Raw genomic sequence first — 26,694 nt, forward strand, 5'->3', positions numbered from 1 at the left:
CATGGCTACAGACCGACAAATCATTTCCTAGGTGGCAAAAAGGGGGCTAAGCCCCCTTTTCGCGTACTGAGTAAACGCCAGGCGTTTGTACTCAGCCTTCTACAGCAGCTGCAGCTGGAGCTTCTTCGACGAATACGTCGGTGCCGCCAGCAACATTGTTACGACCACGGATAACAGCGTCAGCCATCGAACCCATGTACAGCTGGATGGCGCGAATGGCGTCATCGTTGCCCGGGATGATGTAGTCAACGCCTTCCGGGCTGCTGTTGGTATCGACAACGCCGATAACCGGGATGCCCAGCTTGTTGGCTTCGGTGATCGCGATGCGCTCGTGATCAACGTCGATAACGAACAGTGCGTCTGGCAGACCGCCCATATCCTTGATACCACCCAGGCTGCGATCCAGTTTTTCCAGATCACGGGTGCGCATCAGGGCTTCTTTTTTGGTCAGCTTGGCGAAAGTACCGTCTTCGGACTGTACTTCCAGCTCGCGCAGACGTTTGATCGACTGACGGATGGTCTTGAAGTTGGTCAGCATGCCACCCAACCAGCGATGGTCGACGTACGGCGAACCGCAACGTGCTGCTTCTTCAGCAACGATTTTGCCAGCGGAACGCTTGGTGCCGACGAACAGAATCTTGTTTTTGCCCGAAGCCAGGCGCTCAACGAAAGTCAGAGCTTCGTTGAACATAGGCAGGGTTTTTTCAAGGTTGATGATGTGAATCTTGTTACGCGCGCCGAAAATGTACTTACCCATTTTCGGGTTCCAGTAACGGGTTTGGTGACCGAAGTGCACACCGGCCTTCAGCATATCGCGCATATTGACTTGGGACATGATAGTTCCTTGATAAGTCGGGTTAGGCCTCCACGTATCCCAATGACCAACCAATGGCATCTGCCAAGGGCACCCAGGTCATCGTGTCGACACGTGTGTGGGTTTGTGCTTCAAGGACGGACCTTGGAAAGCGGCGCATTTTATATCACAAAAGGGAAGAGAACGGAACTCCCATCAAGTTCTTGTTTTGCGGTACTTTTAAAGCCGCATCCGTTGACTTATAGAAGGAAGCGATGATTACCCGGCACCGGCGGGCTGATAGAATTACGCCTTTGCGCACCAACCGCGTGCCAGCCACGCCGAGAGATTCTGTATGACCATCACCCTCAAAACCCCGGAAGACATCGAAAAGATGCGCATCGCCGGTCGCCTGGCCGCCGATGTTCTGGAAATGATAGCGCCTCACGTAAAGCCCGGTGTAACCACCGAAGAGCTGGACCGCCTCTGCCACGATTACATCGTCAACGAGCAACAGGCGATCCCTGCCCCGCTGAACTACAAAGGCTTCCCCAAGTCGATCTGCACCTCGATCAATCAGGTAGTCTGCAACGGCATCCCGAGCGACAAGAAGCTGAAGAACGGCGACTCGCTCAACATTGACGTTACCGTCATAAAGGACGGGTACCACGGGGACACCAGCAGGATGTTCCATGTCGGCACCGTTCCGGTATGGGCCGAGCGTCTGTCGAAAGTAACTCAAGAGTGTCTGTATAAGGCTATCGAAATCGTCAAACCCGGCACTCGCCTGGGCGACATCGGCGCCGTTATTCAGAAACACGCTGAAAAGAATGGTTTCTCTGTGGTTCGGGAGTTCTGTGGTCACGGCATCGGCAAGGTGTTTCATGAGGAGCCGCAGGTCATGCACTTCGGCGAGGCTGGAACCGGTATCGAACTGCAGGAAGGCATGACCTTCACCATCGAGCCGATGATCAACCAGGGACGCCCTGAAACCAAGATCCTTGGCGATGGCTGGACGGCGATAACCAAGGACCGCAAGCTCTCGGCGCAATGGGAGCACACGCTGCTGGTAACCGCTGACGGTTACGAAATCTTCACTTTACGCAGTGACGACACTATTGCACAAAAAGCCCCCTGACTGGAGGCTGCACGACTGAACACCCGACCCGACATGAGGAATACTGCTCCATGCCGCAAGTAGATCCAGACTTGTTCGATCGTGGCCAGTTCCAGGCCGAACTGGCCTTGAAAGCCAGCCCCATCGCTGCGTTCAAGAAGGCTATCCGCAGGGCGAAAGACGTCCTTGATGATCGCTTCAGGTCAGGGCGAGACATTCGGCGACTGATAGAAGACCGGGCATGGTTTGTAGATAACATCCTGCAGAAGGCCTGGGATCAGTTCGAATGGAGCGAAGATGCCGATATCGCCCTGCTTGCAGTGGGCGGCTACGGGCGCGGCGAACTGCATCCGTACTCGGACATTGACCTGCTGATCCTGCTGGACAGTGATGACCACGAAATTTTTCGCGAACCTATCGAGCGGTTTCTGACACTGCTCTGGGACATCGGTCTGGAGGTCGGGCAAAGCGTGCGCTCTGTCAATGAATGTGCACAGGAAGGCCTGGCCGACCTGACTGTCATCACCAACCTGATGGAAAGCCGCACCATTGCAGGTCCCGAGCATCTGCGCCAACGCATGCTGGAAGTCACCAGTACGCAGCATATGTGGCCGAGCAAGGAGTTCTTTCTTGCCAAGCACGCCGAACAGAAAAAGCGTCATCACAAGTACAACGATACCGAATACAACCTGGAACCCAACGTCAAGGGCTCGCCCGGCGGCCTGCGCGACATTCAGACCATTCTGTGGGTTGCGCGACGCCAGTACGGCACGTTGAATCTGCATGCACTGGCAGGCGAAGGCTTCCTGCTGGGCAGTGAAAACGCCCTGCTGGCCTCCTCCCAGGAGTTTCTCTGGAAAGTGCGCTATGCGCTGCACATGCTGGCCGGACGATCAGAAGATCGGCTTCTGTTCGATTATCAGGTCCGCATCGCAGGCTTGCTGGGCTATGAAGACAGTGACGCCAAGCTCGCCATCGAGCGTTTCATGCAGAAGTATTATCGCGTGGTCATGAGCATCGCCGAACTCAGCGATCTGATTATCCAGCATTTCGAAGAAGTGATTCTTTCCGACGACAGCGGCACAGCGCAGCCGATCAATTCGCGCTTCCAGCTGCACGACGGCTATATAGAAGCCACCAACCCGAACGTTTTCAAGCGCACCCCGTTTGCCATGATCGAGATTTTCGTGCTCATGGCCCAACATCCCGAGATAAAGGGCGTGCGCGCCGACACCATTCGTTTGCTGCGTGAACACCGGCACCTGATCAACGATGATTTCCGTAACGATATCCGTAACACCAGCCTGTTCATCGAGCTGTTCAAGTGCGAGACAGGCATTCATCGCAACCTGCGCCGGATGAACCGCTACGGCATTCTAGGGCTGTATCTGCCGGAATTCGGCCATATCGTCGGGCAGATGCAGCATGACCTGTTCCACATCTATACCGTCGATGCGCACACGCTGAATCTGATCAAGCACCTGCGCAAGCTGCAATACACAGAAGTGTCCGAAAAATTTCCGCTGGCAAGCAAAATAATGGCTCGACTGCCAAAGCCGGAACTGATCTACCTGGCCGGGCTGTACCACGACATTGGCAAGGGCCGTGGCGGCGATCACTCGGAGCTGGGCGCAATAGATGCACAGGCGTTCGGTACGCGCCATCATCTGCCTGACTGGGACACCCGTCTTATTGTCTGGCTGGTGAGCAACCATCTGGTCATGTCGACCACCGCACAGCGCAAGGACCTTTCAGATCCCCAGGTCATCCACGATTTCGCCCAGTTCGTCGGCGACGAAGTGCACCTGGACTATCTGTATGTGCTGACCGTTGCCGACATCAACGCGACCAACCCGACCCTCTGGAATTCGTGGCGCGCCAGCCTGCTGCGCCAGTTGTACACCGAAACCAAGCGCGCCTTGCGCCGCGGCCTGGAAAACCCGGTTGATCGCGAGGAGCAGATTCGTCGCACCCAGACCGCAGCGCTGGACATCCTGGTACGCAACGGCACTGACCCTGACGATGTCGAGCAACTCTGGTCAGCGCTGGGAGACGATTATTTCCTGCGTCACACCGCTGGCGATGTTGCCTGGCACAGCGATGCCATCCTGCAGCAGCCAGCCGACGGCGGCCCGCTGGTGCTGATCAAGGAAACCACTCAGCGGGAATTCGAAGGCGGGACGCAAATATTCATTTACGCCCCTGACCAGCATGATTTCTTCGCTGTGACCGTGGCGGCGATGGACCAGTTGAACCTGAACATTCATGACGCGCGCATTATCACGTCCAGCAGCAAATTCACACTCGACACCTATATCGTCCTCGATAACGAAGGCGGTTCGATCGGCGACAACCCGGAACGCGTTCAGGAAATCCGCAACGGCCTGACCGAAGCGCTGCGCAACCCGGATGATTACCCGACGATCATCAAGCGCCGCGTGCCTCGTCAGCTCAAGCACTTTGCGTTCGCACCGCAAGTCACCATTCACAACGACGCCCAGCGTCCTGTGACGGTACTTGAACTGCTGGCACCTGACCGCCCCGGCCTGCTGGCGCGCATTGGCAAGATCTTCCTGGAGTTCGATCTGTCATTGCAGAATGCCAAGATTGCGACCCTGGGCGAACGCGTGGAAGACGTGTTTTTCATCACCGACGCGAATAATCATCCGCTGTCCGACCCACAGCTGTGCAGCCAGTTGCAGGACGCAATCGTCAAGCAACTGAGCGTCAACTCAGAGCCCGGCCATGATTTGCGAATCAGCATATGAGCACTCGGCCAAACGAATCGACTCAACGCAGTCCATTGAGGAACACTCCCCATGAATAACGCCATGCAACTGCTTCAGCCTTACCCTTTCGAGAAGCTGCGCGCCTTGCTGGCCGGCGTAACGCCCAACCCGGAAAAGCGCCCTGTTGCATTGTCGATTGGTGAGCCGAAGCACCGCTCACCCGATTTTGTGGCCAAGACACTCGCAGACAACCTCGATCAGATGGCGGTTTACCCGACCACGCGGGGTATCCCGGCGCTGCGCGAAGCCATTGCCGGCTGGTGCAACCGTCGATTCGGCGTACCACAGGGCTGGATCGATCCGGCGCGCAATGTATTGCCGGTCAATGGCACACGCGAAGCGCTGTTCGCCTTCACCCAGACAGTAGTCAATCGTAGCGATGACGGCCTGGTGATCAGCCCGAACCCGTTTTATCAGATCTATGAAGGTGCCGCCTTTCTGGCCGGAGCCCAGCCTCACTACCTGCCATGCCTGAGCGACAACGGTTTCAATCCCGATTTCGACGCAGTCAGCGCGGAAACCTGGAAGCGCTGCCAGATACTGTTCCTGTGCTCGCCGGGTAACCCGACCGGAGCACTTATTCCTGTTGAAACCCTGAAAAAACTCATCGCCCTGGCCGACAAACATGACTTTGTCATTGCTGCGGACGAATGCTACAGCGAGCTGTACTTCGATGAGCAGGCTCCACCACCTGGCTTGCTCAGCGCCTGCGTCGAGCTGGGTCGCCAGGATTTCAAGCGTTGCGTGGTGTTCCACAGCCTGTCCAAGCGCTCCAACCTGCCGGGTCTGCGTTCAGGTTTTGTGGCAGGTGATGCCGACATTCTCAAGGCCTTCCTGCTGTATCGCACGTATCACGGCTGCGCCATGCCGGTACAGACTCAGCTGGCGAGCATTGCTGCCTGGAATGACGAGGAGCACGTACGCGCGAACCGTGACTTGTACCGTGAAAAATTCGATGCTGTGCTCGACATCCTCGCGCCAGTGCTCGACGTCCAGCGCCCGGACGGGGGGTTTTACCTGTGGCCGAATGTAGGCACCGATGATGCTGCATTTTGCCGAGACCTGTTCATCGATCAGCATGTGACTGCAGTACCGGGTTCGTACCTTTCCCGCGAGGTGGATGGCGTCAACCCGGGTGCCGGCCGGGTTCGCCTGGCGCTCGTTGCACCTCTGGCCGAGTGCGTCGAAGCCGCCGAACGTATCCGCGCATTCCTGAGCAAATAAACAGCGAAACTTCAGGAAGACAGCCCCGCCGCCTTTGATGTGTGGCGGGGGTAATTAGTTACCACCTGCTACACCTTGCACAAACGTACCTTCAACCTTCATTTTCCAGCCTTCCTGAAAGGAAGCGAACTACGATGAAGGTCTATCACATGTCCGCACCCACCACACAGAGCCTGAAGCTGCCTGCATCCTGCGCCATGCGCAGCGCAACGAATCATCAGGCCTCGTACGAAACCGCCATTCGCGAAAACCCCGCCAACGCAGCAATCACTCCTGCCTACGAATCAGGAGCACGCCATGGCTGCGAAGAGTCAACGCACATGGCGCGTCTTCTGGTTTCGTTCAGCAAATACTGGGCACGTGGGCGGACCCTGAAAATGCTTTTTCAGAAAGACCCTCCTGCCATTCTGACAACCCCCGTTGTCGAAGCTGCAAAGAAATGGCTGCCTCACATAAATCTGAAATTCGAGTTCGTGACAGGCGGGGCCAGCGATATCCGAATCGGTTTCAACGAGCATCTGAACTGGAGCGCCATAGGGACTGATGCCCTGTTGGCCGAGCAGAATGAAGCCACCATGGAATTCAACGTCAAGGAGCTGTTCACGGCAGACCTGAAACCCATGCCGGACTTGACGCGCATCGTGCTACATGAATTCGGGCACGCCTTGGGAGCAGTTCACGAGCACCAGCATCCTCAGGCAAGCATTCCCTGGAACGAACCGCTTCTACGCCCCCTGCTTTTACAATCCGGATTGACTGACGAAGAAATCAATACCAATTTTTTCGACAAGTACGAAGCTGCTGATTTCTACCATTCGGCTTACGACCGTGATTCCGTCATGCATTACGACATTCCCAACGGCCTGACCCTTGGCGACTTCGAAATCATCAACACTGGCAAAACGCTCAGCCCTAACGACATCAAAGTGATGGGTTCCATATACGGGGACCGGAAAAACTCAAAGTTCGAGGCGAACTGACAAGGCATCGTAAAGAAAATACTGATCGTCAGGCAGTAATGCGCAAGCAGTGCCTGCAATGCGCTGGCCGCTACCCTGCCGAATTAGCCAGCAACCGCATTTGAGACATCGCGCCACGTACTTCACCCCGTGTGGCGCGAGGGCTTTAGAGCGCTACCGGTCACTGTCGTGTTCGCAGTTTTTCCGCAACCCACCCGACCGCCCAGCTTACCGGGTCATGGGACTGCATGGGCAGCAACGGTTTTCCTTCACGTGCGGCCAGCCTGCCTTGCGTCTCAGCCTCACCATGAATCCAGATCGTACTTTGCTTGAATCCCTCGGCACGTTGACGTTCCCTGTAATAACGTTGCCGGACAAGCGCTTCTTGACGCTTCTTCTCTTGTTCAGACATAACGCACCCAGCCTTTAAATGGAAAGCAATAATTGCCCGCCCGGGCGTGCCACTCAAGCGTGGAAGGGTGAAGTTTTCTTAATGACAGTTAGGGTTATTATCTAGTTTTTGTTCAGTCTCTGTACCAGCGCTGTCATAACACGAAGCGGTCTGACGTGGCATAATACCCGGCTAAATTGCGAGGAGAGAAAGTGGGGAGTATCGAGCAAGATCAGCCACCCCACCCCAAAACGATGACTTACACTCTATTTGGCATCAAAGCCTGCGACACCATGAAGAAGGCCCGCACCTGGCTCGACGATAATTCCGTGAGCTACGATTTTCATGACTACAAGACACAGGGCATCGACCGGGAACACCTCGCGCAGTGGTGCAATGAACACGGCTGGCAGGTCGTGCTGAACCGCGCAGGCACTACCTTTCGCAAGCTCGATGACGGACAAAAGGCCGATCTCGATCAAGCGAAAGCCATAGAACTGATGCTCGCGCAGCCGTCCATGATCAAGCGTCCGGTGCTTGATCTGGGCAATAAAACCCTGATCGGCTTCAAGCCCGACCTGTATGCAGCGGCTTTACAGTAAGCCAGAGCGCTACTGAAAGCCCCTTGATAAAGCCAAGAGGTATTTACATGTCCACTACCCTGTTCAGCCTGGCCTTCGGCGTCGGCACTCAAAATCGTCAAGGCTCATGGCTCGAAGTATTTTACGCTCAGCCGCTGATCAATCCTTCCGTAGAACTGGTCGCGGCCATCGCGCCTGTTCTGGGTTACACCAACGGCAATCAGGCAATCACCTTCAATGTAGACCTGGCATACAAGCTGGCCGAGGCGGTCAAATCCGTGGACGCGACCCAGGCCGCGCTGCTGACTCGTCTGGCGGAAAGCCAGAAGCCGCTGGTTGCCACCCTGCTGGCTGAAGACGCAACCCTGACGTCGACTCCAGAGGCTTACCTCAAGCTGCACCTGCTGTCGCATCGCCTGGTCAAGCCACACGGCCTGAACCTGGCAGGTATCTTCCCGTTGCTGCCAAACGTAGCCTGGACCAGCCAGGGCGCGGTCGATCTTGCCGAACTGGCCGAACGTCAGCTTGAAGCACGCCTTAAAGGCGAACTGCTGGAAGTGTTCTCGGTCGACAAATTCCCGAAAATGACCGACTACGTCGTACCGAGCGGCGTTCGTATCGCTGACAGTGCTCGCGTACGTCTGGGCGCTTACATCGGCGAAGGCACCACCGTCATGCACGAAGGCTTCGTCAACTTCAATGGCGGCACCGAAGGCCCGGGCATGATCGAAGGCCGCGTTTCTGCAGGCGTATTCGTCGGCAAGGGCTCGGATCTGGGTGGCGGCTGCTCGACCATGGGTACGCTGTCGGGTGGCGGCAACATCATCATCAAGGTTGGCGAAGGCTGCCTGATCGGTGCCAACGCCGGCATCGGTATTCCGCTGGGCGATCGCAATACCGTGGAATCGGGTCTGTATGTGACCGCCGGCACCAAGGTCGCGCTGCTCGATGAAAACAACGAACTGGTCAAGATCGTCAAGGCACGCGAGCTGGCAGGCCAGAACGACCTGTTGTTCCGTCGCAACTCGCAGACCGGCGCAGTGGAATGCAAAACCCACAAGTCGGCCATCGAGCTGAACGAAGCACTGCACGCTCATAACTGATGCTGTGTGTGGGTTCAAGGCTGCGGCCTTGAACCCGCCTCCACACGCTGGACGAACAATGCCCCTCATTTCTCCCTGGCGTGGCGACTTCCCCGCTATCGCCGCCCTGCAACGGCAAGGCCAGACCTATCTGGACAACGCCGCCACCACGCAAAAACCCCAGGCGCTGATCGATGCCCTGACTCATTACTACGTCAACGGTGCCGCCAACGTGCATCGTGCCCAGCATCTGCCGGGCGCACACGCCACCCAGGCGTTTGAAGCCAGCCGTGGCAAGGCCGCGCACTGGCTGAATGCCGGCGAGAGCGGACAAATCATCTTTACCCACGGGGCCACTTCTGCGCTCAACCTGCTGGCCTATGGGTTGGAGCATAGTTTCACTGCGGGCGACGAGATCGCCATTAGCGCACTGGAACATCACGCCAACCTGCTGCCGTGGCAGCAACTGGCTCAGCGCCGCGGCCTGAAACTGGTGATACTGCCGCTCGATCCCGATGGTGTAATCGACTGCCATGCTGCGGCCAGTCTGATCGGCCCTCGCACGCGTCTGCTCGCAGTCAGTCAGCTGTCCAACGTGCTCGGCACTTGGCAGCCGCTCGCCCGCCTTATCGCACTGGCGAAAGCGCAAGGTGCGCTCACGGTCGTGGACGGATCACAAGGTGTGGTGCATGGACGCCACGATGTACAGGCACTGGGCTGCGACTTTTATGTGTTTTCCAGCCACAAGCTTTATGGTCCGGAAGGGCTAGGTGTGCTGTACGGACGCAGCGACGCGCTACCGAACCTGACGCACTGGCAGTTCGGCGGCGAGATGGTGCTGACCGCCGATTATCAACACGCGAAATTTCGCCCGGCCCCGCTGGGATTTGAAGCGGGCACCCCGCCCATCGCCAGCGTGATCGGTCTGGGCGCTACGCTGGCTTACCTGGAAAGCCTTGATCATCAGGCGGTCGCGGAACACGAAGCAAATCTGCACCGTCGCCTGCTTGAAGGCCTGCAAAGGCGTGAAGGTATTCAGGTATTGGGCTCACCGGACCTGGCACTGGCCAGTTTCGTCGTGGACGGCATACACAACGCCGATCTGGCTCATTTGCTGACCGAACAGGGTATTGCCGTGCGCGCTGGTCGTCACTGCGCGATGCCACTGTTCGATACACTCGGTCTGCCCAGCGCAATTCGTGTTTCACTTGCGCTCTACAATGATTCAGATGACTTGCTGCGGTTTTTTCAGCGCACTGGATCAGGCACTGGAGCTGCTTCGATGACTCTCCCCGCATTGGCGCAGACCGCGCTCGACAGCTTTTCCCAGCCACAGAGCTGGGAACAGCGCGCACGCTTGCTCATGCAATGGGGGGATCGCCTCCCCTCGTTGAGCGACGAAGAAAAGACGGACGACAATCTGGTACACGGCTGTGAAAGCAAGGTCTGGCTGACGGGCGAAGTCAGCGCAGGAGCCTGGCTGTTCCGGGCCAGCAGCGACGCCCGGCTGATTCGAGGTCTGGTGGCGCTACTGCTGGCCCGCGTTAACGGTCTGTCGGCCCCGGAGCCCCGGAGCTGGAAGCCGTGGACTTGTCTGACTGGTTCGATCAGTTGGGCCTTGGTCGCCAGCTCTCACCGTCACGCAGCAACGGCCTGAATGCCGTGCTACAGAAGATGCGTCAGCTGACTCAAGCCTGATCGGGCGTTGCAACCGCTGGCTTGACCCGCTCCGAAGGCCGTCGCGCACCTGCAACCAGCTTGTCAACTGCACGCGTGGCGGCGACCATGCCGAACGTGGCAGTGACCATCATCACCGCGCCGAAGCCGCCTGCACAGTCGAGCTTTACACCCTCACCGACGAACCTCTTTTCCAGGCAAATACTGCCATCAGGCTTGGGATAGCGCAGCTGTTCGCTGGAGAACACACAAGGCACGCTGTAGTGGCGGTTAGGCGTGCGCGAAAAGCCATAGTCGCGACGCAGGGTGGAACGTACCTTGGAGGCCAGCGGGTCGTTGAACGTGCGGTTCAAGTCGGCGATCTGAATCAGGGTTGGATCAATCTGCCCACCGGCACCACCGGTGGTGACCATCTGGATCTTGCGCCGCTTACACCACGAAATCAGTGCTGCCTTGGCGTTGACGCTGTCGATACAGTCGATCACGAAATCCATGTCCGGGGTGATGCACTCAGCCATCGTGTCGCGGGTCACGAAATCAGAAACCGCATGCACGATGCAATCAGGATTGATCGCGCGAATCCGCTCGGCCATCACTTCAACCTTCGGCCGACCGACTGTGCTGTCCAGTGCATGCAATTGGCGGTTGCTGTTGCTGACACAGACGTCGTCCATGTCAAACAGCGAAATCTCGCCCACACCACTGCGTGCCATGGCTTCCGCCGCCCACGAGCCCACGCCGCCGATACCGACCACTGCCACATGAGCCGCGCGCAGGCGCGCCAGGCCTTCAATGCCGTACAAACGGGCGATGCCAGCGAAACGTGGATCTTCTGCGCTCATGATCAATACCTCAAAAACCGGCGCGCATTATAGGGGTTTGTAGGGGGTTAAGGCACCCGGCTTGTCGCCCCGTCGAAATCAGGGCTGACGGGGCAAAAACTATCTCGGGCCTCTCATATAACCCCTTTCGCTCCGCGCAAAGCCTCTACAAACATATTTGTCCGACCCGCGAGCAAATAAGAGACGAGACTTCCGGTCCGGGCCCGAGATTCTGGATAGCCATGCTGTTCGCACAATCCCTCCCTTGTCTGGCAGCCATCATTATGGCCGTCCTGTCTGCTCACGCGACCCACCCTGCGCTGTCGACTGCTTGACATATCCACAGCACACAATAAACGACGGCCCTAGGTCGTCGTTTTGCTTTAAGATATCCGCCTTTTCGCGCCCAAAGTCTTGCTACCGGAGTTCTGTACATGACTGCCCCTACCGACCTGTCGCCCACCCTTCAACTTGCCTGCGATCTGATCCGCCGCCCGTCAGTGACGCCGGTCGATGCCGACTGTCAGGCAGTGATGATGCAACGCCTGGGCAATGCCGGCTTCAAGCTGGAGCCCATGCGTATCGAAGACGTCGATAACTTCTGGGCCACACACGGCACTACCGACGGCCCGGTACTGTGTTTCGCAGGTCATACGGACGTGGTCCCTACCGGCCCGGTGGAGAACTGGCAGAACGACCCGTTCGATGCGTTGATCGACGAGCACGGCATGCTCTGCGGACGCGGTGCAGCGGACATGAAAGGCAGCCTGGCAGCCATGCTCGTGGCCGCCGAGCGCTTTGTAGCCGATCACCCGAATCACAAGGGTTCGGTGGCATTCCTGATCACCAGTGACGAAGAAGGCCCGGCGCACCACGGCACCAAGGCTGTCGTCGAACGTCTGGCAGCGCGCAAGGAGCGTCTGGACTGGTGCATCGTCGGCGAACCTTCGAGCACCACGCTGGTGGGCGATGTGGTCAAGAACGGGCGTCGTGGCTCGCTGGGCGCCACCCTCACCGTGCGCGGCAAACAGGGCCATGTGGCTTACCCGCATCTGGCGAAGAACCCTATTCACCTTGCAGTTCCGGCACTTGCCGAACTGGCTGCAGAGCACTGGGACCATGGCAACGATTTCTTCCCGCCAACCAGCTTCCAGATCTCCAACCTGAACGCCGGCACGGGTGCAACCAATGTCATCCCGGGTGATCTGGTGGCAGTATTCAACTTCCGTTTTTCGACCGAGTCGACCGTCGAAGGCTTGCAGCAGCGTGTCGCCGCCATCCTCGACAAGCATGAGCTGGACTGGCATGTGAACTGGGCGTTGTCCGGCCTGCCGTTCCTGACCGAGCCGGGCGCATTGCTGGACGCCGTGTCGTCCAGCATCAAAAGCGTCACGGGCCGTGACACCAAAGCCTCGACCAGCGGCGGAACCTCCGACGGCCGTTTCATCGCGACCCTGGGTACGCAAGTGGTTGAACTGGGGCCGGTCAACGCGACGATTCACCAGGTCAACGAGCGGATTCTGGCCAGCGATCTCGACGTGCTGACCGAGATCTACTACCAGACCCTGGTCAAGTTGCTCGCCTGATGCTGACCTGCCCGATCTGCTCTGCGCCGCTCAGTACCGCCGACAACGGCGTGGTATGCCCGGCCAACCACCGCTTCGACCGTGCACGTCAGGGGTATCTGAACCTGTTGCCGGTGCAGCACAAGAACAGCCGCGACCCCGGCGACAATCAGGCCATGGTTGAAGCACGGCGGGACTTCCTCAACGCCGGGCATTACGCCCCGGTAGCCCGGCGGCTGGCTGAACTGGCCGCCGAGCGCTCCCCCGCGCACTGGCTGGACATCGGCTGCGGCGAAGGTTATTACACCGCGCAAATAGCCGAGGCCCTGCCCCATGCCGACGGCTATGCGCTGGACATCTCCCGCGAAGCCGTGAAACGCGCCTGCCGTCGTGACCCCAGGCTGACCTGGATGGTTGCCAGCATGGCCCGTGTTCCCTTGCCGGATGCCAGTTGTCAGTTTCTGGCCAGTGTGTTCAGCCCGCTGGACTGGCTTGAAGCCAAGCGCTTGCTGACGCCTGGCGGCGGACTGATGCGGGTCGGCCCGACCAGCGAACATCTCATGGAACTGCGTCAGCAGCTTTATGATGAGGTCCGCGATTATGCCGACGACAAGCACCTGTCTCTGGTGCCACCCGGCATGCAGTTGCAACACAGCGAGACCCTGCGCTATACGCTGAAGCTGATCGACGGCCAGTCCCGTGCCGATCTGCTGGCCATGACGCCTCACGGGTGGCGCGCCAGCGCCGAGCGCCGGACTGCCGTCATTGAGCAATCAGGACCTTTCAAGGTCACCGTTTCCATGCGCTACGATTATTTCGTGCTGCAATAAGCATTCAACAGAGGCACCCATGCGCCAACCCGATATCGAGATTTACCTGAAAGACGAAGACGTCGACCACAAGGCCATCGCCCAATGGTTGAGCGTCGCCCTGGGCCCGTGCAGTGACTGGAACCAGAAAGGCCAGACCTGGAAGTGCAAGGCCGGCAATGTGACCGTAACCTGGCTGCCCAAAGCAGTCGGTAAATGGAACAGTCTGCATCTGGACAGCGATCAGACCCCGTGGGAAGACGACATCGCCTGCGCCCGTGCGGCATTCAAAGTCTTGAACGTCGAAGTGCGCTGCGCACCCGGCACCTGGGTTGAAGAAGAAAGCGATGAAACCGCCGACCGCTGGATACGCGTCAGCGCCGATGGCGAGGAAGAAATCACCTGGCGCACCTCGTAAGCCTTTTGCAGCGACGGCATCAGGATGTGCCGTCGTGGCTCTCGAAGGTGGCCGCTCAGTCTTTACTCTTCTACAAACACCAGGCTTTTTGCCGATCGCTTCGGGATACGTCACACTGACGCCCATCTCGGGCAGTCGCCCGTCCCTTACTCAGCAGAAGCCGTATGACCCGTTCTCCGTTCCGTCGTCTTGTGTTCGGCACCCTGCGCCGATTGTTGTATCTCTGGGTGCGCTCGGAAACCATCAATCAGTCGTCTTTTACGCTCAACCTGGACCGTAGCCGTCCGGTGTTCTATGCCCTGCAGTCGCCGTCGATCAGCGATCTGGCGGTGATCGACACCGAATGTCGCAAGGCTGGCCTGCCTCGCCCCGTATTGTCGATAGCGGTCGGCAACCTGATAGAGCCAGCTGCATTCTTTTACCTGACTCCGGCGCCTGACTGGCTTGGCCGCCAGGACAAGCGCGGCGCACCGCCGACACTGGAGCGTCTGGTCGCAGCCGTGAGCCAGAATCCCGGCGAAGATGCGCAGATCATCCCGGTCAGTGTGTTCTGGGGGCAGTCACCTGACCGCGAGTCCAGCGCCTGGAAACTGCTGTTCGCCGACAGCTGGGCAGTGACCGGTCGCTTGCGTCGTCTGGTCAGCATTCTGATTCTGGGTCGCAAGACCCGTGTACAGTTTTCCGCGCCCATTCACATGCGCGAGCTGGTGGGTGAAAACAAAGGTTACGAACTGACCCTGCGCATGACCCAGCGCCTGCTGCGCGTGCACTTTCGCAACCTGAAAAGCGCGGTCATCGGCCCGGACGTTTCGCACCGGCGCACCGTGGTCAAAGGGCTGCTGGACGAGCCGCTGGTCAAGCAGGCGATCATCGAAGAAGCCGAACGGGAGAACATTACGCAGGACAAGGCACGGGACCGGGCGCTGAGCTACGGCAACGAGATCGCCTCGGACTACACCTATTCCGTCATCCGTTTCATGGAAGTCGTCCTCAGCTGGTTCTGGAACAAGATTTACGACGGCATCAAAGTCAGCCACATCGAAGGCGTGCAGGAAGTGGCGCCAGGGCATGAAGTCATTTACGTCCCTTGCCACCGCAGCCATATCGATTACCTGCTGCTGTCCTATCTGTTGTTTCGCAACGGGCTCACGCCGCCGCACATCGCTGCCGGCATCAACCTGAACATGCCGGTCGTCGGCAGCCTGCTGCGCCGTGGCGGGGCGTTTTTCATGCGCCGCACATTCAAGGGCAACCCGCTGTATACAGCGGTTTTCACCGAGTACCTGCACACACTGTTCATCAAGGGTTTCCCGGTCGAATACTTTGTCGAAGGCGGTCGCTCGCGGACCGGGCGCATGTTGCAACCGAAAACCGGCATGCTCGCCATCACCCTGCGCAGCTTCCTGCGCAACTCGCGGATGCCGATTGTGTTCGTTCCGGTGTACATCGGCTATGAGCGCGTGCTGGAAGGCCGTACCTATCTGGGCGAATTGCGCGGAGCGACCAAGAAGAAAGAGTCGATCTTCGACATATTCAAAGTCATCGGTGCGCTGAAGCAGCGTTTCGGCCAGGTATCGGTGAACTTCGGTGCCCCCATCAAGCTGGCCGAATTTCTTGACGGCGAACAACCGGACTGGCGCGAGCAGGCGCTGGCACCGCAATTTCGCCCGGAATGGCTGAGCGAAACCACTCATAGGCTGGGTGAACGTGTGGCCCAGCACCTGAATGAAGCCGCCGCCGTCAACCCGATGAACCTGGTTGCTGTGGCCTTGCTGTCAACGCAAAGGCTGGCGCTGGACGATCAGGCCATGGAGCGTGTTCTCGACCTTTACCTGACGCTGCTGCGCGCCGTACCTTACTCGCCGCACACCACGTTGCCGGAAGGCGACGGGCGCTCGCTGATCGAGCACGTCAAAGGCATGGACCTGCTCGCCGAACAAAAAGATGCATTGGGCAAAATTCTGTACCTCAACGAACAGAATGCAGTCCTGATGACGTACTACCGCAACAACGTCTTGCACATCTTTGCCCTGCCCTCATTGCTGGCCAGCTTTTTCCAGAGCTCGTCGCGCATGAGCCGCGAACAGATCCTGCGCTACACGCGTGCGCTGTACCCGTTCCTGCAATCTGAATTGTTCATTCGCTGGCCGCTGAGCGAGCTGGATGAGGTGGTCGATCAATGGCTGGCTGCGTTCGTCGAGCAAGGCTTGCTGCGCTTCAAAAAGGACGTCTATGTGCGTCCGGAGCCCAGCTCCCGCGAGTTCGTGCTGCTGACCCTGTTGTCACGGGCCATCGCGCAGACCCTGCAGCGCTTCTACATGGCAATCGCCTTGTTGCTCAACAGTGGACAGAACACGTTGAGCGCCGAGCAGCTGGAAGACCTGTGTACGGTCATGGCCCAGCGCCTGTCTATTCTGCATGGCCTTAATGCACCAGAGTTCTTCGACAAGAGTCTATTCAGGCACTTCATCCAGACCTTGCTGGACCTGGGCGTGCTGCGCAAGGACAGCGCCGGCAAGCTGAGCTATCACCCGATGCTGGGCGAACTGGCAGAAGGTGCGGCCAAGCGGGTGTTACCGGCCGAAATCCGTCTGTCGATACGGCAAGTGGCGTTACACAGCAATGAAGAAGAGCAGGATGCGGGAAATGGTGAAGGGGTAGCGTAGGGCTTTTCCGCAATTAGCCGGGGATCTTTAGACACGTGTTTTATGCTCCCCGGCCGCTGCTAAGGTGTGGTTTGTACCCATGACTGGTACTCATCACACTCAATAAGGAAATTGAAATGTCCAGCGAACCCCTGATACTCCCTCAGGGTGAAGTTTATTACCTGCCACGCCGCTCTCTGCCAACTGGCTGCAAGTTGATTGTCACCCTGAGTGACATCAACCTGGCTGACGCGCCAGCCACTGTCATTGACGCCAGCGAAACACAGATTACCCAGCAAGTGCCATTGCCGTTTGAACTGGGCTATACCGCAGGATCAGAGCGGTCTGAAGATCAAGGTCATTCAAGTGAACGGTTGATTGTTCTTCGCTGCAAAGGCTTTCATCAACGGCGCGTTTTCAACGCGCCGTTGATGTTTTTGTTGTTGCACACCGCATCATTTCCATCGGCACTAAACAGCACTGTTTCTTTCAGGCTTCGGGTGGATACCGCAAGTTCCTGACACGCTTGATCCCGTACCCACTTCTCACAAGGACGCTCTCATGCCTCGCTTTTCGTTCACCTTCGCTGGTCTATGCGCCGGGCTGCTGCTGTCGGCCAACGTCTTCGCCCTGTCGCTGAACGACCTCTCGCAATCGGATGCGACCGGTGGTCTCAAAGACGCGCTGACCCAAGGCGCACAGGTCGCGGTCAAACAGCTCGGTGTTCCCGGCGGTTTCAGCAAGAATGAAGCGGTGCGTATCGAGCTGCCAGGCAAACTCGGTCAGGTCGCGAAAAAAATGAAAATGCTTGGCATGGGTGCTCAGGTCGATCAGCTGGAAACCAGCATGAACCAGGCCGCCGAAGCTGCAGTGCCTCAGGCTCAGGCGTTGTTGGTAGACGCCGTGAAAAAGATGAGCGTGACCGACGCCAAGGCCATTTTAAGCGGCGGGAAGGACTCGGCCACCCAGTACCTCAACAGCACCAGCCGCGAACAGATCCGCGCCAAATTCCTGCCTATCGTCAAGAAATCTACCGATCAAGTCGGTCTGGCACAGAAGTACAACGCATTCGCCGGCAAGGCGGCGGCATTTGGCGCGCTGGACAGCAAAAATGCCAACCTTGAAAGCTACGTGACCGAACAAGCGCTGAACGGGCTGTTCGAGATGATTGCAAAACAGGAAGAAAGTATTCGCGCCAACCCGGCGGCGGCCGCTACAGGCCTGGCGAAGAAGGTATTTGGCGCACTTTGAGTGCAGGGTTAGCGCCTGTATTCACGGGCGCATCTGCGTTTGATTCGGGCTCAGGCCGTCGACGCTACAGGCGCTATGCACCGCTATCGTCTTTGACTGCCTTAGGCTTCAAGGCCTTCTTCGGGTAGATGTCGTAGCGGCTGGATTTTCCATCCAGCGCATAACCTGGCTTTGGCCCGTCAATGCAGGGGGCCTTGCGCGGGCGTTTGACCACAACACGGTGGGTGGCAAGCGCAAGAGCCGCTTCCAGCAATGAAGGCGCATCCATGTCATCGCCGACCAGAGGCCGGAACAGGCGCATTTCCTTTTTGACGAGAGCGGTTTTCTCCCGATGCGGGAACATCGGGTCGAGGTAAATGACCTGCGGCGGCTCCGCTGTCCAGCCACGAATGATTTCAATGGAGTTGCCGGTCAACAAATGCATCCGGGCAACGATCGCACCCACATCACGATCATCGCGTCCGCGCGCCAGACCGTCTTCCAGCAGTGCAGCAATAATCGGCTGACGCTCGATCAGGCTCAGCTCGCAACCAAGACTTGCCAGCACGAACGCATCCTTGCCCAAACCTGCCGTGGCATCCAGCACGCTGGGACGAACGCCTGGCTGAATACCGACGGCCTTGGCAATCATTTGCCCGGTGCCACCGCCAAACAGACGACGATGTGCCACTGCACCCTCGACAAAATCAACTCGCACAGCGCCAGGCGCATCGTCGCCCAACTGCTGCAATTGCAGGCCATCGTCGGTTGATTGCAAGGCAAAATCAGCTTCCGCGTCGTGCAACGGCAGGCCCAGACGCTGCGCCCAATGCTGCGCCTGCTCCTGTCCTGCGACCGCGAGCGCTTCGACCCGGATACGACTGCCTGTTTGCTGCTCAATCATTACGTCCACGCACTCAAAAATTGTTAATGATCGGCAAAGTCTGCCGATAACCAAGTATCCGGCATTTTGCCAGACCCAAGGCCAGTACTGATCGCTATGTCAGAGATTGTTCAATCATCCATCGGCTATTTGTCGCACTCAGGCGACTTTAGCGTTCGCAACAGCCGCACACTGGGTGGTGTGACGCAGCTGTGGTCGGATGCATTTGCCCGAGCGATGGCGGATCAGGTCAGTGAAAGCACTCCCGTGCCGGTGCACCCGACGGCCGTTGAAGTGGATGTTGAAACAGGCGAACCGGTCGCTGGCGCAAAAACCCTGAGCAAGATTGTCGAGCAACGTGCCTGCCCGGTCACCGACACCGAGGTCAAACCACCTGAGCCGCTGTTCCTGCCGATTGCCGAGTTCGACCTTGACTTGCTGCCGCCGCCTGCCGAGCCCTTCAGCATGGCTGAGCTGATCGAACAACAACGTCATCTGGAATTCGAGAGCCACTGGGTACGCCCTACCGTTCTGAACCCGTACAGCGACAGCGTCAACCCGGGCCCCGGCCCTCAACCGCGCCCATTGCACCTGCCAATCGCCGAATTCGAATGGGAACTGGCCGACAAGCCTGCCCTGCCTCTGGATGAGCAGACCATTGCTGCCCAACAACGCCAGTTCGACTACGAGAACGGCTGGGCTCGCCCGCTGATCCTGCAGAATCTGCGGATGGCGGCATAAGCCCCAATGCTCTTGCCGGCAGCTTACAGGCCCGCTACCTACACACCGACCAGCGCCCCATGTCGACGTGAAAATGATCGCGATGCGCCGCGTTGTACTCAGGCCCGAGCACCGTACTGAAATTTTTGCAGGCACCGTCACGTAACAGCCTCAGAAAACGCCCCTTGTCCCCTTCGTCGTTCCAGTCCTTGAGAACACCGATGCGCTGACCGTCTGCGAGGCGAAAACCTGCCATATCCAGTGCATTGGCGGTCGCGTGCTGACTGAGCCGGCCGTTGGCGCGATTGTAGATATTGCGGCAGGCAAAGCTGCCCAAGTGATCGATCCGCGCTACCCGCTGACCGAAAACCGCTTGGGCAGCGGGCTGCAAGGTGTGGATATCGAACAGCGCATAGGCCACCGCCAATGGGCAACTGGCCAGGAAACTGCTGCTCAGCGCCACGTCGCCGCCCTGAATGCGCAGGGTATTTTCCAGAGGGCAGCGAGCAGAAGGTTCACTGTCGGCCTGACGACTGAAACGCAGCCCGGACGTACTCAGCACCTGGTCGCACAGCGCAGGGTCGTTGTGCAGTCGTGACAGCTTGTAAGACGTCAGAAAATTGGGCTCGGCCCGCACATCCAAAGGCGCCCAGGGGTTCCAGCGCGCAGGCACATCGACCCAGCCTCGCCAGACTGCGAACGCCCCCATTGCACAGCTCAGCAGGAATACCAGAAGCACACGCATGCTCAGCCCATGCCCCAGACAACAGGGGTGAATTTGAAGAAGGGTTTGTAAATGGCAAGCAAACAGCGCAGTTGCGAATCCATTAGCGGGCTCTCCACAAGGTCGGGCTCTGTCAGCCCACACCTGGAAGACCTCAGAGCAAGCCCAACTGTTCCACCTGAGGCCCGCGATCCAGCTCGAACAATGCCGGCAAGCCAGGCAATCGCGCCATCAGTTGCTGGTGAAAGCGCATGGCCTGCTCGGCAGCCTTGATGTTGTCAGGGGTGTGCAGGAAGACATAAGGCGTGCGCCCCTCTTCGATCCACACGGCGACCTTTTCCACCCACTGCACCAAAAACTGATCATTGGCCTCCAGGTCAGGACCGCCGATGAAACGGACCTGGGGAAACAGCGTCAGCGCAGCCGGACGAGGCGGCACCTTGGGCTTTTTCGATTGCGCGTGCAGGACTGCGGGATCGCTCGAGACACAGCTGAACAATGCCCGGGAGTCGAGACAGATGCGCTCGACGCCTCGATCCAGCAGCAGGCGATTGAGCATGCGCTCTTCATCACCCTTCATGAAAAACGCCATGTTGCGCACTTCTACGGCGAGCGGCACATTGAGTTCATCAAGAAAACCGGCCAGCTCGGCCAGACGCTGCGGTGTAAAGCTGGCGGGCAACTGCAGCCAGAACGGTGCGATCCGCCCGCCCAGAGGCGCAAGCAGACGGATGAATTCCTCAGCGGCGCCCACCTGCTCACGAAGGTCGCCGTTATGACTGATGTCTTTATGGAATTTGGCGGTGAAACGAAAATCGTCGGGCATCGTTTCTGCCCAGCGTTGCACCGTTGTGGCAGCGGGACGGGCATAGAATGTGGTGTTGCCTTCGACAGCGTTGAATACCTGAGTGTAGAGATTCAGGAAATCATTGGGGCGGGCGTCTTCCGGGTACAACGAGTCTCGCCAGGCGTTTTCACTCCATGACGGACAACCGAGGTAGTAAGGCAGGCGAGACACAGTCAAACGTGAAGATCGAGCCCCGATACTTCAAGGTCCCAATCGACAAAGCTGGCGGTGGTCAGGTAGCTGGCCAGTGCGTGAGCGACACGAGAGCTCATGGAGCGCGGGAAAATGATGTCTTGCGGACGCGCAGGCACATTGGCAGTGCTGCCTATCGGTGAGTCACCCGCATCGCGACGAGCCTGCGCAGGAGGCGGCGGCAACTCGGCATCAACTACGACTTCCTCGAAAGAGCCTTCAACGGTCGAAGGCGTTTTCTGCGGCTTGCGCTTGATGGGGTAAGAGCGTGATGAGGTTCCGTCTATGCGCATCGATTATATACTCGGCGTCGATAGTGGCAATTTAGCGTTACTGCCTTGTAGTTCGCAAATTGCTTAACGATAACTAGACCACACATATTGCAAATTGTTTTCGCCAAATGAGATTAAAGACCATTCAGACGATAAACGGTAGCTGGCGAATTGATATTTTTCCAGCTATAGACGGAATAGCATGACTTGGACGGGCATGACAGCAGAACACTATGGCGTGCCTTGACGCCAATCACATCAACGCGCTTTGGGGGTTGCAACCTTGTCCCGCAGGTAGACAGGTTGGGCGTCGTCGGCTGGCAGCACTTCACCACGCGTCCAGGCGAAGGACGCCAGCGTCAACAAGTCCTGCGCATGGGGCAGCATGCCTGCGTCATGCCCGGCAAGACTCACCGGAATGCGCTCGGCATAGCCCCAGCCGGTACCGGCACCAAACCATTGTCCACTGGCGTGCGCAGGTAGCGTTGCCAATTCGGGTGCCATGACCGCCTCGTTGCCGAGCAGACGCATCTCCCCGGCTGTCTCGTGATAGCAACCCCAGTACACCTCATCCATGCGCGCATCAATGGCCGATGCCACCTGAGACACGCCATGCTCACGAAAGGCACGCTGGGCCAGCACGGCAAGATTGGAAACAGGCAATACCGGGCGCTCCAGCGCAAATGCCAGACCTTGCACGACGCCAATGGCAATGCGCACGCCGGTGAAAGCGCCAGGGCCGCGCCCGAACGCGATGGCATCCAGCGCCGACATCGCGATACCCGCCTCGGCCAGCAGGTCCTTGATCATCGGCAGCAGCCGCTGGGCATGCAGGCGCGGGATCACCTCGTAGTGGCTCAGCACTTTGCCGTCGTGCAGCAAAGCGACCGAGCAGGCTTCAGTGGCGGTGTCCAGGGCCAGCAAGGTGGTCATCGGTGTTTCCATCATGGTCAGGGTGAAAAAGTGCAGCAGTATAAATGACAAATGGCCCGCAAGCGGGCCATTTATTGTTCAGACTGAAAGTCTTACTTCAGGGCTTCCAGTACTTTTGCAGTGATCTCTTCAACCGAGCCGACGCCAGGAATATGGCTGCACTTGGGCTTGCCATCCTTCGCTTCCAGCTTGCTGTAGAACTCGACCAGCGGCTTGGTCTGGGCATGGTAGACCGACAGGCGATGGCGCACGGTCTCTTCGACGTCGTCCTTGCGCTGCAGCAGCGGTTCGCCAGTCACATCATCGATACCCTCGACTTTCGGCGGGTTGAAGATGGTGTGATAGATGCGACCAGAGCCTTCGTGAACCCGGCGGCCCGACATGCGCTTGACGATTTCTTCGTCATCAACGGCGATTTCCAGCACGTGGTCGATTTCCAGACCTGCTTTCAACAGGGCTTCGGCCTGAGGAATGGTGCGCGGGAAGCCGTCGAACAGAACGCCGTTCGCACAATCCGGCTGGGCCAGACGATCCTTGATCAGACCAATGATCAGGTCATCGGAAACCAGACCACCCGAGTCCATGACGCTCTTGGCCTTCAGGCCAAGCTCGGTTTCAGCCTTGACTGCAGCGCGCAGCATGTCGCCTGTCGAAACCTGCGGGATGCCGAACTTTTCAGTGATGAATTTTGCCTGAGTACCTTTACCGGCCCCGGGAGCTCCTAGCAGAATCACGCGCATCGTCATGCTCCTCAAAATTTTTATAGTGAAATCAACGGATTCGCCTCGGGGGCCAATCTAAAAATAATCAGGCCAACAGGCCGAAAGGCTGATCAAGATACACAGCCGACCGAGGCCGCACAAGCCGCCAAAAGTCGCATTAACCGCGTGCGCACCGGCTTGCGCGCCCCGATTGTCGAGCGGCGTGATCTGTATCAACGTTTCCGGCAGGCCAACCTGCAAACCCGGTCTTGCCAATGCCGGGCCAAAACGGCCCGGCAATTAAAGTAACGCGCGTGCTCAACCAGTGTTACGCAGACCAGCAGCGATCCCGGCTACAGACACCAGCAGCGCCAGTTCCAGAGGGCTGTCCAGACTGGCTTCGCGACTGCGGGAGCGGGACAGCAGCTCGGCCTGGAGCAAATGCAACGTGTCGAGATAGGTGTTGCGCAGACTGATGAATTCCAGCGTGTCAGGGCTGTGTGCCAGTAGTTGCTTCTGCCCGGTCAGCCCCAGAACCACCTTGCACGCCTGCGACAATAGGTCGCGTAAATGTGCGCCCAAATGTTGCAGCTCAGCACTGACCAGACGTTCGTCATAGAGTCGGGCAATGTCCGAATCAGCTTTGGCAAGGACCATTTCCAGCATGTCGATGCGGGTTCTGAAAAACGGCCACTGTTCGCGCATTTGCGCCAGCACCGTACCCTCACCACGCTCCAGAGCCTTGCTCAGCGCGGCTTCCCAACCCAACCAGGCGGGCAGCATCAAACGCGTCTGCGTCCAGGCGAAGATCCACGGAATGGCGCGCAGGCTTTCCACGCCACCTTCGCGGCGCTTGGCCGGGCGACTGCCGAGTGGCAGGCGCCCCAGTTCCTGCTCGGGCGTTGCCTGACGGAAATACTCGACGAACTCAGGGTTCTCGCGCACTACCGCGCGATAGGCGCTGACCCCGTCAGCGGCCATTTGGTCCATCATCGTCCGCCAAGACGGTTGCGGAGGTGGTGGCGGCAGCAGGGTCGCTTCCAGCACCGCTGCCAGATAGAGATTGAGGTTCTGTTCGGCGATGTCCGGCAGGCCGAATTTGAAACGAATCATTTCCCCTTGCTCGGTGGTCCGGAAGCGCCCGGCTACCGAACCTGGCGGCTGCGACAGAATCGCCGCATGCGCGGGGCCACCACCACGACCAACCGTACCGCCGCGACCGTGGAACAGCAGCAATTCGACCTGCTGTTCGCGACAGATCTCCACCAGCTTTTCCTGCGCGCGGTACTGGGCCCAGGCCGCCGCCGTAGTGCCCGCGTCCTTGGCCGAGTCGGAATAACCGATCATGACTTCCTGCGGGCCGTGCAGACGCGAACGATAGCCAGGCAAGCCGAGCAGCGTCTCGATCACCGGCCCGGCGTTGTCGAGGTCAGCCAGGGTCTCGAACAACGGCACCACACGCATCGGCCGTTGCAGCCCGGATTCCTTGAGCAGCAACTGCACGGCCAGCACGTCGGATGCCGAACCTGCCATCGAAATGACGTAAGAGCCCAGCGACGCTGCCGGAGCTGCTGCCACTACCCTGCAGGTTGCCAGCACTTCTGCGGTGTCGGCTGCCGGTTTGAAGTAGCTTGGCAGCAACGGCCTGCGGTTGTTCAGTTCGCGCAACAGAAAGTCGATGCGGGTCTGCTCGTCCCACTCTTCGTAGCGACTCAACCCCAGATAATCGGTAATTTCAGTCATCGCCGCACAGTGGCGACTGGAGTCCTGGCGGACATCCAGACGCACCAGAAACAGGCCGAACGTGACGGCACGGCGCAGGCAATCCAGAAGCGGCCCGTCGGCAATCACGCCCATGCCGCACTCATGCAGCGACTGGAAGCACAGCAGCAGCGGGTCCAGCAGCTCGCGGTTGTCTCGCAGCACCGCTTCAGGCGCAGGCAAGGTCTCGCTCAATGAGGCGTTGGCCCAATTGCGCGTCGCGCGCAGGCGCTCACGCAGACGCTTGAGTTCTGCCCGATAAGGCTCGGCACTGTCACCGACGCTGGCCCGCAAGGCGTCGCTGGCCTGTTGCATCGACAGCTCTGCGGCCAGGTTATCCACATCACGCAGATACAGGTCAGCCGCCATCCAGCGCGCCAGCAACAACACTTCACGGGTAACTTTGGCCGTGACGTTCGGGTTGCCGTCACGGTCTCCGCCCATCCACGAGGCAAAGCGGATCGGCGCGGCTTCCAGCGGCAAATGCAAGCCGGTCGCTGCGTGCAGTGCATGGTCAGCCTTGCGCAGGTAGTTCGGAATGGCGTGCCAGAGGGAGTGCTCGATAACCGCAAAACCCCATTTGGCCTCATCAACCGGCGTGGGACGGATACGCCGTATCTCTTCGGTATGCCAGGCCTCGGCGATCAGACGCTGCAAGCGCGAGGTAATCTGTGCGCGCTCGGTGCTGTTGAGGTCGCGATGATCGAGCGCGGCCAACTGCGCAGCGATGGCGTCGTATTTCTGAATGAGCGTACGGCGCGCAACTTCGGTGGGGTGAGCCGTCAACACCAGCTCGATTTCCAGCTTGCTCAGTTGGCGCGCCAAGGCATCAGGCGTGTGACCTTCCGTTTTCAGGCGGTCAAGCAGCTCGGGCAACACCCGCGACTCAAAGGGCAGAGGCTGGGTATCGTCACGGCGATGCATGAGCTGATACTGCTCGGCAATATTGGCCAGGTTGAGAAACTGGTTGAACGCACGGGCCACAGGCAGGAGTTCGTCATCACCCAACCCGTCGACACTGGCGCTGAGTTGCTCGGCACCTTCTGCAGAACCGCGCCTGCCCGCCTTGGCGCCTTTGCGAATACGTTCGATCTTGTCGAGGAATTCAGCGCCTCGCTGCTCACGAATCGTGTTACCCAACAGCTCACCCAGCAGGTGAACGTCTTCGCGCAGACGCGCATCGATATCGGCCATCGTTCCTCTCCCGTTTTTTGTCTGGGCTCAGTTGCGTACCCGCAAAACAGCGCGGGCGTACGTGAATTCGAATCCGCATTGCCAACAGTGCACCAAAAGCCTGCAATTGGACAAATGGTTCAACAAAAAGCCGCGCCTCAACGCCTGATTAATCCTGCAGCGACGTCCGCTCACATGCCGATCGACATGCTGACCGCTTCCTGAAGCCCCCTGAAAATTCCTGACCACACAGTAGATATTTATCTGAACTATTCAAAAACAGCGCAGGTCGGAGCCTTTAACCATTACAGGAAAGCCCGAAAGGCAGCAGGCGGTTGTACGACCTCATGCCCGGACTTGATGCAACAACTGTCATGGATAACCACG

General features: G+C 58.6%; 23 protein-coding genes and 2 pseudogenes. 15 read left to right on the top strand and 10 right to left on the bottom strand.

The features are described 5' to 3' along the window. Positions 1-91 precede the first annotated feature (91 nt). The gene (rpsB, locus tag AO277_RS17255) at positions 92-835 is read right to left on the bottom strand and encodes a 30S ribosomal protein S2 (RefSeq protein ID WP_002554730.1); all 744 of its coding nucleotides are present in this window, start codon (positions 833-835) and stop codon (positions 92-94) included. Between the two features lie 313 nt (positions 836-1,148). On the opposite strand from rpsB, the gene map reads away from it, so the two are divergent. The 4 genes from map (at position 1,149) to AO277_RS17275 (ending at position 6,903) form a co-directional block, all read left to right on the top strand. Then, positions 1,149-1,931 carry a type I methionyl aminopeptidase gene (gene map, locus AO277_RS17260; RefSeq protein ID WP_044317339.1) on the top strand — a complete coding sequence of 261 codons (783 nt, stop codon included), beginning with the start codon at positions 1,149-1,151 and terminating at the stop codon, positions 1,929-1,931. 50 nt (positions 1,932-1,981) lie between these two features. Beyond that, complete coding sequence (locus AO277_RS17265) at positions 1,982-4,678, top strand: [protein-PII] uridylyltransferase (protein ID WP_002554732.1); 2,697 nt, start codon at positions 1,982-1,984, stop codon at positions 4,676-4,678. Positions 4,679-4,729: 51 nt separating this feature from the next. Continuing rightward, complete coding sequence (gene dapC / locus AO277_RS17270) at positions 4,730-5,923, top strand: succinyldiaminopimelate transaminase (protein WP_044317338.1); 1,194 nt, start codon at positions 4,730-4,732, stop codon at positions 5,921-5,923. 134 nt (positions 5,924-6,057) lie between these two features. Continuing rightward, complete coding sequence (locus AO277_RS17275) at positions 6,058-6,903, top strand: matrixin family metalloprotease (protein WP_044317337.1); 846 nt, start codon at positions 6,058-6,060, stop codon at positions 6,901-6,903. A gap of 160 nt (positions 6,904-7,063) precedes the next feature. Here AO277_RS17275 and AO277_RS28585 read toward each other — a convergent pair whose 3' ends face one another. Further along, positions 7,064-7,294, bottom strand: a complete 231-nt coding sequence (locus AO277_RS28585) for a hypothetical protein (RefSeq protein WP_004657963.1) — start codon at positions 7,292-7,294, stop codon at positions 7,064-7,066. A 233-nt stretch (positions 7,295-7,527) separates the two neighbouring features. On the opposite strand from AO277_RS28585, the gene AO277_RS17285 reads away from it, so the two are divergent. The 4 genes and pseudogenes from AO277_RS17285 to AO277_RS17300 all read left to right on the top strand — a co-directional run bounded on the left by AO277_RS17285 (position 7,528) and on the right by AO277_RS17300 (position 10,634). After that, positions 7,528-7,875, top strand: coding sequence for an ArsC family reductase (locus tag AO277_RS17285; RefSeq protein ID WP_002554735.1), 348 nt, complete (start codon positions 7,528-7,530; stop codon positions 7,873-7,875). A 47-nt stretch (positions 7,876-7,922) separates the two neighbouring features. Then, a complete protein-coding gene (gene dapD / locus AO277_RS17290; RefSeq protein WP_002554736.1) occupies positions 7,923-8,957 on the top strand; it encodes a 2,3,4,5-tetrahydropyridine-2,6-dicarboxylate N-succinyltransferase in 1,035 nt (344 codons plus the stop codon). Between the two features lie 58 nt (positions 8,958-9,015). Further along, a pseudogene (locus AO277_RS17295) lies at positions 9,016-10,222 on the top strand (aminotransferase class V-fold PLP-dependent enzyme). Further along, positions 10,219-10,634, top strand: a pseudogene (locus AO277_RS17300) (SufE family protein). Before AO277_RS17295 ends, AO277_RS17300 begins: the two co-directional pseudogenes overlap by 4 nt. Here the strand turns inward: AO277_RS17300 and tcdA are convergent. Further along, positions 10,625-11,455 (bottom strand): tRNA cyclic N6-threonylcarbamoyladenosine(37) synthase TcdA, encoded by an 831-nt coding sequence (tcdA, locus tag AO277_RS17305; protein ID WP_044317336.1) that lies wholly within the window; start codon positions 11,453-11,455, stop codon positions 10,625-10,627. The pseudogene AO277_RS17300 and the gene tcdA sit on opposite strands and share 10 nt — an antisense overlap. 413 nt (positions 11,456-11,868) lie before the next feature. On the opposite strand from tcdA, the gene dapE reads away from it, so the two are divergent. The 6 genes from dapE (at position 11,869) to AO277_RS17335 (ending at position 18,122) form a co-directional block, all read left to right on the top strand. Continuing rightward, entirely contained in the window at positions 11,869-13,020 is a 1,152-nt protein-coding gene (dapE, locus tag AO277_RS17310) for a succinyl-diaminopimelate desuccinylase (protein WP_002554740.1), read from the top strand. Next, positions 13,020-13,829 carry a putative RNA methyltransferase gene (locus AO277_RS17315; protein WP_002554741.1) on the top strand — a complete coding sequence of 270 codons (810 nt, stop codon included), beginning with the start codon at positions 13,020-13,022 and terminating at the stop codon, positions 13,827-13,829. The genes dapE and AO277_RS17315 overlap by 1 nt, the downstream gene beginning before the upstream one ends. A 19-nt stretch (positions 13,830-13,848) precedes the next feature. Beyond that, the gene (locus AO277_RS17320; protein WP_002554742.1) at positions 13,849-14,226 is read left to right on the top strand and encodes a hypothetical protein; all 378 of its coding nucleotides are present in this window, start codon (positions 13,849-13,851) and stop codon (positions 14,224-14,226) included. A 164-nt stretch (positions 14,227-14,390) separates the two neighbouring features. Beyond that, positions 14,391-16,892, top strand: a complete 2,502-nt coding sequence (gene plsB, locus AO277_RS17325) for a glycerol-3-phosphate 1-O-acyltransferase PlsB (protein ID WP_002554743.1) — start codon at positions 14,391-14,393, stop codon at positions 16,890-16,892. Between the two features lie 116 nt (positions 16,893-17,008). Then, entirely contained in the window at positions 17,009-17,392 is a 384-nt protein-coding gene (locus AO277_RS29235; protein ID WP_044317335.1) for a YbaY family lipoprotein, read from the top strand. A 40-nt stretch (positions 17,393-17,432) separates the two neighbouring features. Further along, positions 17,433-18,122 (top strand): DUF4197 domain-containing protein, encoded by a 690-nt coding sequence (locus tag AO277_RS17335; protein ID WP_002554745.1) that lies wholly within the window; start codon positions 17,433-17,435, stop codon positions 18,120-18,122. 73 nt (positions 18,123-18,195) lie between these two features. Here AO277_RS17335 and AO277_RS17340 read toward each other — a convergent pair whose 3' ends face one another. Further along, on the bottom strand, positions 18,196-19,005 hold the full coding sequence (locus AO277_RS17340; protein ID WP_044317334.1) for a class I SAM-dependent methyltransferase: 810 nt from the start codon (positions 19,003-19,005) through the stop codon (positions 18,196-18,198). A gap of 96 nt (positions 19,006-19,101) precedes the next feature. On the opposite strand from AO277_RS17340, the gene AO277_RS17345 reads away from it, so the two are divergent. Continuing rightward, positions 19,102-19,725 carry a hypothetical protein gene (locus tag AO277_RS17345; RefSeq protein WP_002554747.1) on the top strand — a complete coding sequence of 208 codons (624 nt, stop codon included), beginning with the start codon at positions 19,102-19,104 and terminating at the stop codon, positions 19,723-19,725. A 34-nt stretch (positions 19,726-19,759) separates the two neighbouring features. Here AO277_RS17345 and AO277_RS17350 read toward each other — a convergent pair whose 3' ends face one another. The 6 genes from AO277_RS17350 to ppc form a co-directional block, all read right to left on the bottom strand. Beyond that, positions 19,760-20,449 carry an extensin-like domain-containing protein gene (locus tag AO277_RS17350; RefSeq protein ID WP_044317333.1) on the bottom strand — a complete coding sequence of 230 codons (690 nt, stop codon included), beginning with the start codon at positions 20,447-20,449 and terminating at the stop codon, positions 19,760-19,762. Between the two features lie 133 nt (positions 20,450-20,582). Next, positions 20,583-21,446 (bottom strand): DUF72 domain-containing protein, encoded by an 864-nt coding sequence (locus AO277_RS17355; protein WP_002554749.1) that lies wholly within the window; start codon positions 21,444-21,446, stop codon positions 20,583-20,585. Positions 21,447-21,448: 2 nt separating this feature from the next. After that, a complete protein-coding gene (locus AO277_RS17360; RefSeq protein WP_002554750.1) occupies positions 21,449-21,760 on the bottom strand; it encodes a hypothetical protein in 312 nt (103 codons plus the stop codon). Between the two features lie 237 nt (positions 21,761-21,997). Then, positions 21,998-22,672: a tRNA (adenosine(37)-N6)-threonylcarbamoyltransferase complex dimerization subunit type 1 TsaB gene (gene tsaB, locus AO277_RS17365; RefSeq protein WP_044317354.1), complete on the bottom strand. Its 675-nt coding sequence runs from the start codon at positions 22,670-22,672 to the stop codon at positions 21,998-22,000. 92 nt (positions 22,673-22,764) lie between these two features. Beyond that, a complete protein-coding gene (gene adk / locus AO277_RS17370) occupies positions 22,765-23,412 on the bottom strand; it encodes an adenylate kinase (RefSeq protein WP_002554752.1) in 648 nt (215 codons plus the stop codon). A 279-nt stretch (positions 23,413-23,691) separates the two neighbouring features. Then, positions 23,692-26,328 carry a phosphoenolpyruvate carboxylase gene (gene ppc / locus AO277_RS17375; protein ID WP_044317332.1) on the bottom strand — a complete coding sequence of 879 codons (2,637 nt, stop codon included), beginning with the start codon at positions 26,326-26,328 and terminating at the stop codon, positions 23,692-23,694. Positions 26,329-26,694 lie beyond the last annotated feature (366 nt).

Origin of the sequence: Pseudomonas amygdali (assembly GCF_002699855.1) — a bacterium.
Taxonomy (GTDB): domain Bacteria; phylum Pseudomonadota; class Gammaproteobacteria; order Pseudomonadales; family Pseudomonadaceae; genus Aquipseudomonas; species Aquipseudomonas amygdali.